A 16,756-nucleotide genomic window follows, 5' to 3' on the forward strand; every position below is an offset into this window, starting at 1 on the left:
GCCGGCCCGCACGCGCGCGATATCAGGCGGGTTCCGCGCGCACCCGCGCGCACCTGCCATAATCCTTGGTACCGGGACGTCGGCCCGCCCCTCGGCGCACCCCGCGGGGCCACCGGATCGCTTATCGGTGACTTAACCGGCGTCCTCTATTTTGATCCCTTTCAAGATTTCCGGGTCGGCGCCGCCCCGGTCTCTGTGCCCACTCCACAGAACGTCGATTACGGGAGACTGTTTTTCCGTGCCCAAGCTCAGTGTCATCGTCTCCTTCGACGTCACAGAGCCACATCTGCAACACTGCCTGGATTCGCTGGCAGCGCAGACCGTGGCGCTCGACGACGTCGAGGTGCTGTTGGTCCCCGTTCGCCACGACCGGGACCTGGGGGCCGCCGACAGTGTGCAGCCGCCCGACGGCGACGCCTTCGAGGGCGACAACGGCGACTCCGACGACCTCCCACCGGGCGACGACGGCGAGGCCGCCGAAGCCGATGCCGAGGACTCCGAGTCCACCGTCGAGGCCCGCGACGAAGGCCTGGCGACGGCCCGCGCCGCCGCCGACGGCGGCGACCTCAACGGCGCCCCCGTCACCCTGGTCGCCGAGCCGGTCGCCGAACACGCCGAGGCGCGCTCCACCGGGGCCGCCCGAACCACAGGGGAGTACCTGCTCTTCATCGAGGGCTGCGACGCCCTCGTCGGCTACTCGCTGGCGCACCTCTCCGCGGCGCTCGACGAATCGGGGTCCGACCTCGCCACCGGCAACGTCTACCGGTTCAACGAGCTCGGGGCCCGCCAGTCCGCCGCGCACCGGAAGCCCTACTCCAAGCGGCGCACCGGCGTCGACGTCCGGGTCACCGCCGGGCTGCTGGCCGACCGCGTCGTCGGCAACAAGCTGTGGCGCCGCTCGTTCTGGGCGGGCCTGCCCGACCTCGGGTTGGGCGACGCCGATGCCCGCCTCGCCGCGGCCCGCACGATGATCGCCGCGCGGACCATCGACGTCCTCCCTGCTCCCGTCCTGCTGGTCCGCGACCGCGAGAGCAGCGAGGCGCTGCACGAGATCGAGCCCATGACCCGCCGGCTCGGCGCCATCGCGCGGATCGCCGCCGGCCTCTCCGGCGCCGACCGCATGGTGTGGGACTCCATGGCGCTGCGCGGCGACGTGCGCCAGGTCCTCCTGCGGCTCGACGACGCCGACGACGCCGCGCGCGAACGGTTCCTCGACCTCGCCAACGCCTACCTCGACACCGTGGGCACCCGGCTCCTCGACGGGCTCACGGTGCTGCACCGGCTCAACCACCACCTGGTGCGCAAGCGGCGCATCGAGCCGCTGCTGGAGGCCATCACCTTCCAGAAGAGCGTCGAACTCAAGAAGGCCCCGCTGGTCCGGCGCGGCCTGCACTACTACATCCGCTACCCGTTCTTCGAGGACCCCGCCGCCGGTGTGCCGCGCGACGTCTACCGGCTCGGCACGGAGTTGCGGCTCCGGCTGAAGACCGAGCGCGTCGAGTGGCGCGACGGCAGGCTCGTCATCGGCGGCCGGGTGGGCGTGCGCAGCCTGCGCGCCGGCCGGCGCTGGCAGCAGCAGGTCTTCGCGTTCGCCGTGAACACCGACACCGGCAAGCGGGTCCCCGTGAGCGCGAAGGTGCGGCGCGCGGCGGAGTACCGCCTGCCCGACGTCCCCGGCGCGGCGCGGCACGACTTCGGCGGCTTCGAGCTCACCATCGACCCCGCGAAGCTCCGGCTGGCCGGGCGGTGGCGCGAGACCGAGTGGAAACTGGAGCTCGTCGTCGTCAACCGCGGCCTCGTGCGGCGGCGGCTGCTCGCCAACCCGGTCGCCGGGCCGCCGGAGCGCCCGCCCTACGTCGAGGTCGCCGACGACGTCTGGGTGCGCCCGTCGTGGAGCGCCGACGGCCACCTCAGTCTCGCCGTCGCCCCCACGCGGGCCCGGGTCACCGGGCACCGCATGGACGCGTCCGGCGCCGACACCGCACTGGAGATCACCGGCACCGCGGCGGGCGCCGCGACCGGGCTGCGGCTCGACCGCAGCGGTGGTACCGCCGCCCTGACCTACCCGCTAGAGGTCGAGGACGCACGGTTCACCGCACGGGTCCCGGTGGACGACCTGCTCGCCAACGCGTTCAACGAGGGCAGCGGGGCGCTGCGCCAGGAGCAGTGGCGGGCCTCGCTCGTCGGCGCCGACGGCGCCACGGCGCCCCTCGTGCTGCCCGACGACATCACCCTCGCCTCCCACGCCGTCGGCGACGGCCACCACGAGGTCGTCGTGCAGCGCACCAGCACCGGGCACCTGCGGCTGCGAGCCGGGTGGGCGCACCCGGTGGTGCGCTCCGCCGAGTGGTCGGGCCGCGACCTGGTCCTCGCCGGTGTCTACGCCGGCGCCTCGGAGATGTCGCTGCTGTTCAAGGCCCGCGGCCGCGACGAGTCGCACCCCGTGCCACTCGAGCGCGACGGCGACCACTTCCGCGCGGTGTTCTCCCCCGCGGCCATCCCCACCCTGTCGGGCCCGCTGCCGCTGGCGGCCGGCTCCTACCAGCTCTGGGCGCGGGTGCGGGCCGAACGCGGCGACGCCGACGTCCGCGCCGAGCTCGACGCGGTGTTCGTGCGCTCGCTGCCGCTCGCCATGGAGACCCCCGAGCGGACCTTCACCTTCACCGACTCCGGGTCCGACGTCCCCGTGCTCAAGGTCGGCGGCGACCTCCGGCCCGAGGAGCAGGGCATCTTCGCGCAGCGCAGGCTGCGCGAGGAGACCTACCCCGCGCTGCGCGGCGAGGAGGTCCTGCCGCAGATCCTGTTCGACAGCTACACCGGCCGCCAGTTCTCCGACAGCCCGCACAGCATCTACGCGGAACTGCGCTCGCGCAGCGGGGTGTGGTCGGACTACCCGATGAAGTGGCTGGTGCGCGACGGTCAGGTCACGCTGCCCGACGACCTCACCCGGGTCCGCTACAACGGCAGGGACTTCTACGAGGCCCTCGCCCGGTCCCAGTACCTGGTCACCAACTCGCGCCAACCGGGCTGGTTCGCACGCAGGCCCGACCAGACCGTGATCCAGACCTGGCACGGCTCGATGCTCAAGCGCATCGGCTTCGACATCGAGAACATCCGCGGCAAGTCGCGCGACTACCACGACAAGCTCGCGTGGGAGACCCGGCAGTGGGACTACCTGGTCTCGCCGAGCCCGTGGGCCACGGAGAGGCTGCGCAGCGCGTTCCGGTTCGAAGGGGAGATCCTGGAGACCGGCTACCCGCGCAACGACATCTTCTTCGCCCAGGGGCGCGACGCCCTCGCCGAGCGCACCCGCGAACGCCTGGGGCTGCCGGCGGGCAAGAAGGTCGTGCTGTACGCGCCCACCTGGCGCGACGACAAGTACTACACCCGCGGCAAGCACAAGCTCGACCTGCACCTCGACCTGCGCCGCATGTACGAGGCCCTCGGCGACGACCACGTGCTGCTGGTGCGGCGGCACCCGCGGGTGGTCGACAGCGTGCCCATCGTCGGCAAGGACTTCGTCTACGACGTCTCCCTGTACCCGGAGATCATGGAGCTGTTCCTGATCACCGACGTCCTCGTCACCGACTACTCGTCGATGATGTTCGACTTCGCCAACACCGGGCGCCCGATGCTGTTCTTCACCTACGACATCGAGGGCTACCGCGACAACCTGCGCGGCTTCTACTTCGACTTCGAGGAGACCGCGCCCGGGCCGCTGCTGCTCACCTCCGACGACGTCATCGGCGCCCTGCGCGGCATCGACGACGTCGCCGAGGGCTACAAGGCGAAGTACAAGGCGTTCACCGACCAGTTCTGCCCGCTCGACGACGGCAAGGCCGCCGCGCGCGTGGTCGACCGGGTGTTCGGGCGGGAGTAGCGGGGCGGGTCAGCCTTTGGCCGCGCGCATGATCCGGACGATGCGCTCGGCCGAGGTGACCCGCCGCTCCGATTCCGGCGGCACCCGCCCGCCGCCCATGGCGACCTTCGGGTTCTGGTGGGTCGCCGGGCTCGGCGCGGTGTCGCCGCCGGAGAAGTGCAGCTCCTCGGCGCCGGTCGCAGCGACGATGGCGCCGGCGGTGTCCTCGCGCACGCCGCCGCCCGGCATGACGATGATCCGGCCGGCGGCGCGGCGGACCAGTTCCGCGATCAGCGGGGCGCCCTCGCCGGCCGTCGCCTCCTGACCGGAGGTGAGCACCCGGGCGACCCCCAGGTCGATGAGCTCGTCGAGCGCGGCGCGGGGGTCGGCCGCGACGTCGAACGCGCGGTGGAACGTCACCTCGGCGCCGTCGGCCGCGGCGATGAGGCGCTCCACCACGGGCCGGTCGATCCGGCCGTCGGGGGTCAGCGCGCCGATCACCACGCCGGGCACCCCCACCTTGCGCAGGATGGCCGCGTCGCGCTCCATGACGGCGGCCTCGTGCTCGTCGTAGACGAAGTCGCCGCCGCGCGCCCGGATGATCGGGAACACCCCGATGCGGGAGGTCGCGTCGAGCGTGCGCTCGACGGCGCCGACGGTCGGGGTCAGGCCCCCGTCGACCAGGGCCGACACCAGCTCGACCCGGTCGGCCCCGGTGCGCTCGGCTGTGATCGCACCGGCCACGCTCTCGACCACGATCTCGAACTTCACGGTTCGCGCCCCATTCTCGTCGCCTCGGCCCCACGCGCCCGGACCCGGTCCGGACCACCCCAGTCGTACCGCATCGGTGGCCGCGCGTCCCGCCGTCACGCCGACGGGCCACCGCTCGGCCGTGAGACGATGGCCCGGTGATCGTGATCACCCGCTACTCCGTGTCCGCCGATGACTCCGACGACTTCGTCGCGCGCGCCACCGGTGCGCTCGACGCGCTCGGGCGCCGCCCGGGCTACCGGAGCGGGTCCATCGCGCGCGCCGCCGACGACCCCGACACCTGGACGGTGGTCACGGAGTGGGACGGGCCGGGCGCCTACCGGCGTGCGCTGTCGGACTACGACGTCAAGGTCGCCGCGGTGCCGCTGCTGTCGCTGGCGCGCGACGAACCCAGCGCGTTCGAGGTCATCGCCAGGCACCGCCCCGAGGGCGAGTGACGGCAGCGGAAACGGGTCGCCCTTGCGGCGGCCGGGACGTACGGTCGAAGGTGCGCGGTGCCGCGCGGCCGGCATTAGGCTGGTCACTCATTGTCATTTCCCCGTGTGTCGCGTCAGGGCGCCGGGCATCCCCGTGCCCCGCCCAAGAGCGATCCGCCGACCGCCAGTTGGATGGAGAGTAAGAGATCATGGCTGCCAAGTCAGAGGCGATGGACACCCTCGTCAACCTCGCGAAGCGCCGGGGCCTGGTGTACCCCTCCAGCGAGATCTACGGCGGCCTGCGCGCCTCCTGGGACTACGGCCCCCTCGGTGTGGAGCTGAAGAGCAACCTCAAGCGCCAGTGGTGGCGCGCGATGGTGCAGGAGCGCGACGACGTCGTGGGCCTCGACTCCAGCGTGATCCTCGCGCGCGAGGTCTGGGAGGCCAGCGGCCACGTCGACACCTTCGTCGACCCGCTCACCGAGTGCCAGTCGTGCCACAAGCGGTTCCGCGCCGACCACCTCGCCGAGGCGTACGAGGAGAAGCACGGCCGGCCGCCGGCGAACGGCCTCGCCGACATCGCGTGCCCCAACTGCGGCGCGAAGTCCTCCTTCACCGAGCCGCGCACGTTCAGCGGCCTGCTCAGCACCTACCTGGGCCCGGTGCAGGACGAGAGCGGCCGGGCGTTCCTGCGCCCGGAGACCGCGCAGGGCATCTTCATCAACTACCTGAACGTGCAGCAGAGCGCCCGCCGCAAGATCCCGTTCGGCATCGGCCAGATCGGCAAGTCGTTCCGCAACGAGATCACGCCCGGCAACTTCATCTTCCGCACCCGCGAGTTCGAGCAGATGGAGATGGAGTACTTCTGCAAGCCGGGCGAGGACGAGGCCTGGCACCAGTCGTGGATCGACACCCGCATGCAGTGGTACGTCGACCTCGGCATGACGCCGGAGAACCTGCGGCTGTTCGAGCACCCGAAGGAGAAGCTGTCCCACTACGCCAAGCGCACGGTCGACATCGAGTACCGGTTCCGGTTCGCCGGCGGTGAGTGGGGCGAGCTCGAAGGCATCGCCAACCGCACCGACTTCGACCTCACGGCGCACGGCAAGGCGTCGGGCACCGACCTGTCGTTCTTCGATCAGGAGAACAACGAGCGCTACGTGCCCTACGTCATCGAGCCGGCGGCCGGCGTCGACCGCGCGATGCTCGCCTTCATGCTCGACGCCTACACCGAGGACGAGGCGCCCAACGCGAAGGGCAAGCTGGAGAAGCGGGCCGTGATGAAGCTCGACCCGCGGCTGTCGCCGGTCAAGGTCGCCGTGCTGCCGCTGTCGCGCAACCCCGACCTGTCGCCGAAGGCGCGCGACCTCGCCGCCCGCCTGCGCCGCCGGTGGAACGTCGACTTCGACGACGCCGGTGCCATCGGCCGCCGCTACCGCCGCCAGGACGAGGTGGGCACCCCGTTCTGCGTGACGGTCGACTTCGACACCTTGGACGACTCCGCGGTGACCGTCCGCGAGCGCGATTCGATGTCGCAGCAGCGCGTGTCCCTCGACCAGGTCGAGATGTACCTGGTGGAGCGGCTGCCGGGCTGCTGATCCCGCCTGCCGCGTGCGGCCGCGCCGGGGTTCCGGCGCGGCCGCCGCTCTTTTCGCGGCGGTCCCGCTGTGCGGTGCGGCTACGCGGTGTACACGACGAACGACACCGCGATGTAGTGGCAGACGAACGCGGCGATCGTGAGCGAGTGGAAGACCTCGTGGAAGCCGAACCAGCGCGGCGCCGGGTCGGGCCGCTTGAGGCCGTACACGACGGCGCCCACGCTGTAGAGCAGGCCGCCGACGGCGATCAGGATCCACGCCGCCGGGTGGGTGCCGTGGACCAGTTGCGGGATGAACAGGACCGCGACCCAGCCGATGGCGAGGTAGAGGGCCGTCGACAGCCAGCGCGGCGCGTTCAGCCAGAACACCTTGAACACCACGCCGGCGATGGCGCCGCCCCAGATCAGGGTGATCATCGCGGAGCGCAGGGTGCCGTCGAGCACCAGCAGGACGAACGGCGTGTAGGTGCCCGCGATGATCAGGTAGATGTTGGCGTGGTCGAGGCGGCGCAGCACGGCCACGCCCCGCTGCGACCAGCGGCCCACGTGGTAGACCGCCGAGGTGCTGAAGAGCAGCACCGAGCTGATCGCGTAGACGGCGCTGGCGAGCCGGGAGAGCCCGGTCGGGGCGAGGATGACCAGCACGATTCCCGCGGCGAGCGCCACGGGCGCCGTGCCGAGGTGCAGCCAGCCGCGCAGTTTGGGCTTGACGACGTCGAGGAACTCGGAGGCCGCCGCCCCGGCCTTGGCGAGCGCCCCGTCGGCGTCGCCGTGGCCGGTGCCGGTGCCGGTGTCATCGCGGTGGCGCGTGTCGTCCGACTGCTTCCGTGACACGATCTCTTCTCCGTGGGTTCGGACCGCCGCCCCGCCCTGGTCGGCGGCGCCGCGGCGTCAGCGGGGGTGGCCCGCATCCGCAACTCTACCTACGCAACCGTAGGTTACTCACTGGTAATAATGTGGTTCTCGGCACAACAGGGCCCGTCTCCCCATATTGGACCACTGCGCGGGCCCCGGCGGCCCACCGATTTCACTGAACACATCCTGAGCTGGTCTTTTGCGCTTCGATGCGCGCGCAATCGGCCGGTGTGACGGGGGTCTCCCATGCCGTAATCGCAAGACCTTTGGTCTACACCAATAGAGTCGCATTGAACTGCGAAAACACCGATATAGAGGCGTGGTGAGAGAGTTTTCCGGGGCTGCGGGGTAGAGTCGCGCCCATTCCTGGTCAAGCGGCCTTGCAAAGGAGCCTCCCGTGCCCAACTACGTCTTCGAATTCGCCGAGGGCAACAAGGATCTGAAGGATCTCCTCGGCGGAAAGGGCGCGAACCTCGCGGAGATGACCAACCTCGGCCTGCCCGTGCCGCCGGGGTTCACCATCACCACCGACGCCTGCCGCCACTACCTCGCCCACGGCCGGCTGCCCGACGGACTCGACGCCGAGATCGACGAGAAGCTGCGGTCGCTGGAGAAGTCCATGGGCAAGCGCCTGGGCCAGGCCGACGACCCGCTGCTGGTCAGCGTCCGGTCCGGGGCGAAGTTCTCCATGCCCGGCATGATGGAGACCGTCCTCAACATCGGCCTCAACGACGACTCCGTGCGCGGCCTCGCCGCGCAGGCCGGCGACGACCGGTTCGCCTGGGACTCCTACCGCCGCCTCATCCAGATGTTCGGCAAGACCGTCCAGGGCATCGAGGGCGAGCTGTTCGAGGACGCCATCGACGACGTCAAGCAGGCCAAGGGCGTCCGCAACGACCTCGACCTCGACGCCGACGACTACAAGGCGCTGGTCGACCGCTTCAAGGCCATCGTGCGGGAGGCGACCGGCGCCGAGTTCCCCGCCGACCCGCGCACGCAGATGCGGCTCGCCGTCAACGCGGTCTTCGACTCGTGGAACGCCCCGCGCGCCGTCCTCTACCGCCGCCAGGAGCGCATCCCCACCGACCTCGGCACCGCGGTGAACGTCTGCGCGATGGTCTTCGGCAACCTCGGCATGGACTCCGGCACCGGCGTCGCGTTCACCCGCGACCCGGCGACCGGCCAGCAGGGCATCTACGGCGACTACCTCCAGAACGCCCAGGGCGAGGACGTCGTCGCCGGTGTCCGCAACACCGTGCCGCTGGCCGACCTCGAACGCGTCGACGCCGCGGCCTACGCCGAGCTCCTGCACATCATGGAGACGCTGGAGAACCACTACCGCGACCTCTGCGACATCGAGTTCACCATCGAGCGCGGCAAGCTGTGGATGCTCCAGACCCGGGTGGGCAAGCGCACGGCCGCCGCCGCGTTCCGCATCGCCAACCAGCTCGTGGACCAGGGCGTGATCACCCTCGCCGAGGCGGTCTCGCGGGTCACCGGCGACCAACTCGCCCAGCTCATGTTCCCCCGCTTCGACCACGCCGCCGAGCGCCACCGCCTCGGCAGCGGCATGAACGCCTCGCCGGGCGCCGCGGTGGGCAAGGCCGTGTTCGACTCCTACACCGCCATCAAGTGGTCCCGCAGCGGCGAGGACGTCATCCTGTGCCGCCGCGAGACCAACCCCGACGACCTCGAAGGCATGATCTCCGCCACGGGCATCCTCACCAGCAGGGGCGGCAAGACCTCCCACGCGGCCGTCGTGGCCCGCGGCATGGGCAAGACCTGCGTGTGCGGCGCCGAGGAACTCGACATCGACACCAAGAACCGGCGGCTCACCGCCCCGGGCGGCGAGGTGATCGAAGAGGGCGACGTCATCTCCATCGACGGCACCTCCGGCGAGGTGTTCCTCGGCGAGGTACCCGTGGTCGCCTCGCCCGTGGTCCGCTACTTCGACGGCGAGGTCGACCCCGCCTCCGACGAGGCCGACGAGCTCGTCCGCAACGTCCACCGCTTCATGCAGTACTCCGACGCCGCGCGCCGGATGAACGTCCGCGCCAACGCCGACAACGCCGAGGACGCCGCACGGGCCCGCCGCATGGGCGCCCAGGGCATCGGCCTCTGCCGCACCGAGCACATGTTCCTCGGCGACCGCCGCCAGCTGGTGGAGCGCCTCATCCTCGCCGACACCGAGAAGGAGCAGGACGAGTCCCTCGCCGCGCTGCTGCCCTTGCAGCGCGACGACTTCTGGGGGGTCTTCGAGGCCATGGACGGGCTGCCGGTGACCGTGCGGCTGCTCGACCCGCCGCTGCACGAGTTCCTGCCCGACATCACCGAGTTGTCGGTGCGGGTCGCCGTCGCCGAGGCGCGCGGGGAGAAGCAGGAGGGCGACCTCCGGCTGCTCCAGGCCGTCCACAAGCTGCACGAGCAGAACCCGATGCTGGGGCTGCGCGGGGTCCGGCTGGGCCTGGTGGTGCCCGGCCTGTTCACCATGCAGGTCCGCGCCATCGCGCAGGCCGCCGCCGACCGCATCAAGGCGGGCGGTCGGCCGCGCCCCGAGATCATGATCCCGCTGGTGGGGACCGTGCAGGAGCTGGAGATCATCCGCGACGAGTCGCTGCGCGTCCTGCGCGAGGTCGGCGCGGAGTTCGGGGTCGAACTCGACTTCCCCATCGGCACGATGATCGAGCTCCCGCGCGCCGCGCTGACGGCGGGCCAGATCGCCGAGAACGCCGAGTTCTTCTCGTTCGGCACCAACGACCTCACCCAGACCGTGTGGGGGTTCTCGCGCGACGACGTCGAGGCGTCGTTCTTCTCCGCCTACCTGGAGCGCGGTGTGTTCGGCGTCTCACCGTTCGAGTCGATCGACGTCGACGGCGTCGGCCGGCTCATCAAGATCGCCGTGGAGGAGGGGCGCGCGGCCCGGCCGGGGATCAAGCTCGGCATCTGCGGCGAGCACGGCGGCGACCCGTGGTCGGTGCGCTTCTTCCACCAGGTCGGGCTCGACTACGTCTCGTGCTCGCCGTTCCGGGTCCCCGTGGCACGGTTGGAGGCCGGCCGCGCGGCCGCCCGCGACTGAGCCGCCGGCCGCGACCGAGCGGCCGCCGCGGCCGGGCCGATCGGCCCGGCCGCGGCGGCGGGATGCCCGGGAACTCCGGGCATCCCGCGCATTCCGGCCGCACCTCCCTTGACGGTCTCCTAAGCTGAAAGCGACCTTCGTGGTAGGGGCAGCGTCGAGTACGCTGAGCCCGCCGGGAACCCGGCAGGGCCCGCGTGCGTCACTACTGCGTAGCGGAACGGGACGTCGGCCGCGACCGGCCGGCCCTTCGCATCGTCTCAGGGGGTGGCACATGCGGGGAGATGGCGTCGACAGCGGCCGTGAGCCGCGTGCGGGCCGTCCCGGTGCCGACCCCGATCCCGGGACCACCAGGCCCTTCGTCCGCGATGATTACGCGGCGGCCGATCCGGCGGCCGGCGGGCGCCCGCAGGAGTTCGTGCGGGCCCGCATCCCCTCGGCAGGGCCCGGCCCGGCGAACGCCGACAGCACCCAGGTCTTCACGCGCGAACCCGGCGGCGGCCCGGAGCGGCCCGACCCCGATGCGACCCGCACGATGTCGCGGCCGGGGAGCCGGCCCTCAGACGACGGCACCGGCGGCCACGATGACGACGGCGGCGGCGACGATGACGGCCGCGACCACTACGACGACGATGACGACCCGCCGGGCCGCAGGGGAGCGCCGCGGCGCCGGCGCTTCAAGATCCGCCACGCCGTGGCGCTGGTCGTGCTCCTCGCCGTGCTGACCCCCTTCGCCACCTGGGGCTGGGTCTGGTACACCGCGCGGCAGGACGAACGCGTCCCGACCGACGCCATCGTGGTGCTCGGCGCCAGCCAGTACAACGGCCGCCCCTCGCCGATCTTCGAGGCGCGCTTGCAGCACGCCGCCGAGCTCTACGAGGCGGGCGTGGCCCCCGCCATCGTCACCGTCGGCGGCAACCTGCCGGGCGACAACTTCACCGAGGGCGGTACCGGCCGCGAGTGGCTCATCCAGGCGGGGGTGCCCGCCGAACGGGTCGTCGCGGTCGAGAAGGGCAACGACACCCTCCAGAGCTTCCAGGCCATGGAGCCCGTCTTCGCCGACCGCGGCTGGGACTCCGCGGTGATCGTCACCGACCCGTGGCACGCGCTGCGGTCCCGCGTCATGGCGGGCGACTACGGCATCGAGGAGGCCACCACCTCGCCCTCGCGCTCCGGGCCCGCCGTCATCGAGCGCGAGACCCAGCTCTGGTACATCACCAGGGAGACCGCATCGCTCTGGTACTACTGGATCTTCGGCGACAGCACCGACCTTGAGGTCGACGCCACTGGCTGACCGCTCGCTTTCGCAGGTCGCGGGGCCTAGATTCAGAGGCGATGCCTCTGAGACCCGAAGGGCGCGACGAACGCCCGCCGCCCGGCTACCGCGACCACGACCGCGAGCGCTGGGCCCCCGAACCCCCGAAGAACCGCGCGCGCGGCCCGTTCGAGCGCGACCGCGCCCGCGTGCTGCACAGCTCCGCCCTGCGCCGCCTCGCGGCGAAGACCCAGGTGGTGCAGCTCGGCGAGAGCGACTTCCCGCGCACACGGCTGACCCATTCGCTGGAGTGCGCGCAGATCGGCCGCGAGCTCGGCGGCGCACTGGGCTGCGACCCGGACCTCGTCGAGGCGGCGTGCCTCGCCCACGACCTGGGGCACCCCCCGTTCGGGCACAACGGCGAGACCGCGCTCGACGCCGCCGCGGCGGCCTGCGGCGGGTTCGAGGGCAACGCGCAGAGCCTGCGGCTGCTCATCCGCCTCGAAGGCAAGGTGCTCACGCCCGAGGGGCGCAGCGCGGGCCTGAACCTCACCCGCGCCGCGCTCGACGCCACCCTGAAGTACCCGTGGCAGCGCGGGGGAGCGGGCACCGGGAAGTTCAACTGCTACCGCGACGACACCGAGATCTTCGCGTGGGTCCGCGACGGCGTCGACGGCGTCCGTACCAGCTTCGAGGCCCAGGTCATGGATTGGGCCGACGACGTCGCCTACTCGGTGCACGACCTGGAGGACGGCATCCACGCCGGCCTGATCCGCATCGACGCGCTGCGCAGCCCCGAGGAGCGGGCGCGGGTGTGCGCGCTCGCGGCGGCCGCCTACTGCGACGGCGCGGAGGCCGAGCTCGCCGAGGTGTTCGCCGCGCTGCTCGACGAAGGGTTCTGGCCGGCGTCGTTCCGCGGCGACCTCGGGTCCCTCGCCGCGCTGAAGAACCTCACGAGTGAGCTGATCGGCCGGTTCTGCCGCGCCGCGCAGGACGCCACCCGTGCGGCCGCCGGGCCGGGCCGCATCACGCGCTACGCCGCCGACCTCATCGTTCCCCGCCGGGCGCTGCTGGAGTGCGCCCTGCTCAAGGCCGTCGTCGCGCACTACGTGATGGCGCGCACCGAGGCGGTCGCGCAGCAGGCGCGCGAGCGCGACATCATCGCCGAGCTCGTCGCCGGTGTGCGGCTGGGCGCGCCGGACGCCCTCGACCCGCCCTTCCGCGCCGACTACATCGGCGCGGCCGACGACGCATCGGCACTGCGGGTGGTGATCGACCAGGTGGCGAGCTTGTCCGACACCGCGGCACTGGCGCGCTACCGCGCGCTCGCCGGGTAGCGGAGCCGCGCCTCCGGGCGGTCGAGTGCGGATCCGGTATTGACCGCCCGAGTTGTGAGCGTTAACAATGTAGCTCGCATCACATTCAGCGAGTACTCGGGAGCGCCGCATGGCAACCGCCGGCAATGGACGGGATCCGGTCATGGCCGATGTCGCCCGCGTCGCCGGCGTCTCCCACCAGACCGTCTCCCGGGTGCTCAACGGCCTGCCCAACGTCAAGCCGGCGACCCACGAGCGGGTCGTCGCCGCCATCGAGGAGCTCGGGTACCACCGCAACTCCTCGGCGCGGGCCCTCGCGACCCGGCGCTCCCAGGTGCTCGGCGTGGTGGCGTTCGACACCACCCTCTACGGCCCGGCGAGCACCCTGCTCGGCATCGAGCGGGCGGCCCGCCAGGCCGGGTACTTCGTCAGCATCGTCAGCCTCACGGCGATCACCCGCGAGACCATCCGCGAGGCGCTCGACTACCTCGCCGAGCAGTCCGTCGAGGGCTGCATCGTCATCGCGCCCAAGCGGGCCGCCGTCGAGGCGCTGACCGGCCTGCGCGGGCCGCGGCCCCTGGTCGCCGTCGAGGGCGGCGTGGCGCCGGACCTGCCCGTCGTCTGCGTCGACCAGGCCGCCGGCGCCCACCAGATCACCCGGCACCTGCTCGACCTCGGCCACCGCACGGTGTGGCACGTCGCCGGCCCCCGCGACTGGCTGGAGGCCGAGAGCAGGGTCGCCGGATGGCGCGGCGCGCTGGAGGAGGCGGGGGCCGCCGTGCCCGAGTACGCCCACGGTGACTGGAGCCCCCGCTCCGGCTACGAGATCGGCCGGACCCTCGCGGCCCGGCCCGACATCACCGCGGTCTTCGTCGCCAACGACCAGATGGCGCTGGGCGTGCTGCGCGCTATGGGCGAGGCCGGGCGCAGGGTGCCCGCCGACGTCAGCGTCGCCGGCTTCGACGACGTCCCCGAGGCGGAGTTCTTCTCGCCGCCCCTGACAACCGTCTACCAGGACTTCGGTGAGGTCGGCCGGCGCGGCATCAGCGTGCTGCTGCGGCTGCTCGACGGCGCGGCCGAGCCCGCGGCGCACGCCCCCATTGAGGTCGTCCCCACCCGTCTCGTCCTGCGGTCGAGCACCGCGCAGGCCCCCGACCCGACCTGACCCCCGACCCCGGCTGATCCCGCCCGGCCCCCCGATCCGTGTCGACCCCCACCCGTTCCAGGAGCCGTCATGGCACCGAATGTTAGCGCTAACAATTCGTCGTCCGTGCTGGTCGGCATCGACTTCGGCACCCTGTCGGGACGCGTCGTGGTCGTCCGCGCCGCCGACGGCGCCGTCCTCGCCGAAGCCGTCGAGGACTACCCGCACGCGGTCCTCAGCACCGCGCTGCCCGGCTCGGACCGCCCCCTGCCGCCCGACACCGCGCTGCAACTGCCCGAGGACTACCGCGGTGTGCTGCGCCGCGGCGTCCCGAAGGCGCTCGCCGCAGCGGGCATCGGCGCGGACCGGGTCATCGGCGTCGGCACCGACTTCACCGCGTGCACCGTGCTGCCGACCACCGCCGACGGCACACCGCTGTGCGAACTGCCCGGGTTCGCCGACCGCCCGCACGCCTACCCCAAACTGTGGAAGCACCACGCCGCCCAGCCCGAGGCCGACGAGATCACCCGCGTCGCCGCCGAACGGGGCGAGCCGTGGCTGCCGCGCTACGGCGGCCGGATCTCCGCGGAATGGCAGTTCGCCAAGGGGCTCCAGGTCCTGCGCGAGGACCCGGAGGCCTACGCGCGCGCCGACCGCTGGATCGAGGCGGCCGACTGGATCGTGTGGCAGCTGTGCGGGCGCGAGACCCGCAACGTCTGCACGGCCGGGTACAAGGGCATCCACCAGGACGGCGCCTGGCCGTCGCGCGACTACCTCGCCGCACTCGACCCCGCGTTCGCCGGGTTCGCCGACGACAAGCTGGCCTTCCCGCTCTCGCAGCTCGGCGCCCGCGCCGGGGGGCTGTCCGCCGAGGCGGCGGCGCTGACCGGCCTGCCCGAAGGGGTAGCCGTGGCGGTCGGCAACGTCGACGCCCACGTCACCGCCGCGGCCGCGCGCACCGTCGACCCCGGCGAGCTGCTCGCCGTCATGGGCACCAGCACCTGCCACGTGCTGAACTCCGACGTCCCCGCCGAGGTCCCGGGAATGTGCGGGGTCGTCCGCGACGGCATCGTCCCCGGGCTGTGGGGCTACGAGGCCGGGCAGAGCGGGGTGGGCGACATCCTCGGCTGGTTCGCCGACGGCTTCCTGCCGCCCGAGTACGTCCGCGCGGCCAAGCGCGCCGGAACCGGCACCCACGAGCTGCTCTCCCGCAGGGCCGCGGCGCAGCCGGTCGGCGCGCACGGGCTCGTCGCCCTCGACTGGCACAACGGCAACCGGTCGGTGCTGGTCGACCACTCGCTGTCGGGGGTGATCGCGGGGGCGACCCTCGCGACGACCCCCGAGGACCTCTACCGCGCGCTGGTCGAGGCGACCGCGTTCGGCACCCGCACGATCGTCGAGGCGTTCGAGACCGCGGGCGTCCCCGTGCACGGCGTCACGGTCGCCGGCGGGCTGACCCGCAACCCCTTCGTCCTCCAGGTCTACGCCGACGTGCTGCGCCGCCCGCTGCACGTGACGGACGCCGACCAGGGCCCCGCGCTCGGCTCGGCGATCCACGCCGCGGTCGCGGCGGGCGCCCACCCCGACATCCGCGCGGCATCGGCGGCGATGGGCCGGGTCCGCCGCGACGCCGTCCGCCCCGACCTCCGCGACTCCGCCGGCTACGACCGCCTCTACGACGTCTACCGCGACCTGCACGACCACTTCGGGCGCGGCGGCAGCGACGCGCTGCACCGGCTGCGCCGCATCCGCAACGACGCCCGCACCTGACGAAGGGAAGGACCGCATGGACGCCGTCGCCGCGGCACGCCGCGAGGTGTGCCGCCTCCACTCCGAACTGCTGCGCTGGAACCTGGTCGCGTGGACCAGCGGGAACGTCTCGGCCCGGGTTCCGGGCACCGGCCTCCTCGTGATCAAGCCCAGCGGCGTGGGCTACGACGAGCTGACGCCCGAGTCGATGGTGGTCACCGACCTCCACGGCGCCGTGGTCGAGGGCGACCACGCACCCTCCAGCGACACCGCGTCGCACGCCCACATCTACCGGGCGATGCCCGAGGTCGGCGGGGTCGCGCACACCCACAGCGGCTACGCGACGGCGTGGGCGGCGCGGGGCGAGGCGATTCCCTGCGCCCTCACGGCGATGGCCGACGAGTTCGGCGCCGACATCCCCGTCGGCCCCTTCGCCCGCATCGGCGGCGCGGAGATCGGCGAGGGGGTCGTCGCCACACTGGCCGGCCACCGCTCCCCGGCCGTGCTGATGCGCGGACACGGGGTCTTCACCATCGGCCGCGACGCCGAAGCCGCCGTGAAGGCGGCCGTGATGTGCGAGGACGCCGCCCGCACCCTGCACTTCGCGCGGTTGCACGGCCCGGTGCGGCCGCTGCCCGGCGCGGACGTCGACGCGCTCTACGACCGCTACCAGAACGCCTACGGACAGCCCGACCGGACGAGAGAAGGTGCGTGAACCGTG

At 72.4% G+C, this 16,756-nt stretch carries 11 protein-coding genes; 9 read left to right on the forward strand and 2 right to left on the reverse strand.

Going from position 1 to position 16,756, the window contains the following annotated elements:
• Positions 1-238: 238 nt before the first annotated feature.
• Positions 239-3,880, forward strand: a complete 3,642-nt coding sequence (locus CLV63_RS24735) for a CDP-glycerol glycerophosphotransferase family protein (RefSeq protein ID WP_106585601.1) — start codon at positions 239-241, stop codon at positions 3,878-3,880.
• Between the two features lie 9 nt (positions 3,881-3,889).
• Here the strand turns inward: CLV63_RS24735 and CLV63_RS24740 are convergent, their stop codons facing one another.
• Positions 3,890-4,630, reverse strand: a complete 741-nt coding sequence (locus CLV63_RS24740; RefSeq protein ID WP_245929033.1) for a copper homeostasis protein CutC — start codon at positions 4,628-4,630, stop codon at positions 3,890-3,892.
• A 137-nt stretch (positions 4,631-4,767) separates the two neighbouring features.
• Between CLV63_RS24740 and CLV63_RS24745 the strand changes: the two genes are divergently transcribed.
• Together CLV63_RS24745 and CLV63_RS24750 are read left to right on the forward strand one after the other, a co-directional pair.
• A complete protein-coding gene (locus CLV63_RS24745; RefSeq protein WP_106585602.1) occupies positions 4,768-5,067 on the forward strand; it encodes an antibiotic biosynthesis monooxygenase family protein in 300 nt (99 codons plus the stop codon).
• Between the two features lie 188 nt (positions 5,068-5,255).
• Positions 5,256-6,644: a glycine--tRNA ligase gene (locus tag CLV63_RS24750; RefSeq protein ID WP_211301453.1), complete on the forward strand. Its 1,389-nt coding sequence runs from the start codon at positions 5,256-5,258 to the stop codon at positions 6,642-6,644.
• A gap of 80 nt (positions 6,645-6,724) precedes the next feature.
• On the opposite strand, the gene trhA is transcribed toward CLV63_RS24750, so the two are convergent.
• Complete coding sequence (trhA, locus tag CLV63_RS24755; protein ID WP_245929039.1) at positions 6,725-7,342, reverse strand: PAQR family membrane homeostasis protein TrhA; 618 nt, start codon at positions 7,340-7,342, stop codon at positions 6,725-6,727.
• A 553-nt stretch (positions 7,343-7,895) separates the two neighbouring features.
• Here trhA and ppdK point away from each other — a divergent pair.
• From ppdK to CLV63_RS24785, 6 genes are all read left to right on the forward strand, one after another.
• Positions 7,896-10,574, forward strand: a complete 2,679-nt coding sequence (gene ppdK / locus CLV63_RS24760) for a pyruvate, phosphate dikinase (protein WP_106585605.1) — start codon at positions 7,896-7,898, stop codon at positions 10,572-10,574.
• A gap of 271 nt (positions 10,575-10,845) precedes the next feature.
• Positions 10,846-11,865 carry a YdcF family protein gene (locus CLV63_RS24765; protein ID WP_106585606.1) on the forward strand — a complete coding sequence of 340 codons (1,020 nt, stop codon included), beginning with the start codon at positions 10,846-10,848 and terminating at the stop codon, positions 11,863-11,865.
• A gap of 41 nt (positions 11,866-11,906) precedes the next feature.
• The gene (locus CLV63_RS24770; protein ID WP_106585607.1) at positions 11,907-13,163 is read left to right on the forward strand and encodes a deoxyguanosinetriphosphate triphosphohydrolase; all 1,257 of its coding nucleotides are present in this window, start codon (positions 11,907-11,909) and stop codon (positions 13,161-13,163) included.
• A gap of 142 nt (positions 13,164-13,305) precedes the next feature.
• Positions 13,306-14,307, forward strand: coding sequence for a LacI family DNA-binding transcriptional regulator (locus CLV63_RS24775; RefSeq protein WP_106585608.1), 1,002 nt, complete (start codon positions 13,306-13,308; stop codon positions 14,305-14,307).
• Between the two features lie 69 nt (positions 14,308-14,376).
• Positions 14,377-16,056, forward strand: a complete 1,680-nt coding sequence (araB, locus tag CLV63_RS24780) for a ribulokinase (RefSeq protein ID WP_211301454.1) — start codon at positions 14,377-14,379, stop codon at positions 16,054-16,056.
• A gap of 16 nt (positions 16,057-16,072) precedes the next feature.
• Positions 16,073-16,750, forward strand: coding sequence for an L-ribulose-5-phosphate 4-epimerase (locus CLV63_RS24785; RefSeq protein ID WP_106585609.1), 678 nt, complete (start codon positions 16,073-16,075; stop codon positions 16,748-16,750).
• Positions 16,751-16,756: the final 6 nt, after the last annotated feature.

It is taken from the genome of Murinocardiopsis flavida, assembly GCF_003014485.1.
Classification (GTDB): Bacteria; Actinomycetota; Actinomycetes; order Streptosporangiales; family Streptosporangiaceae; genus Murinocardiopsis; species Murinocardiopsis flavida.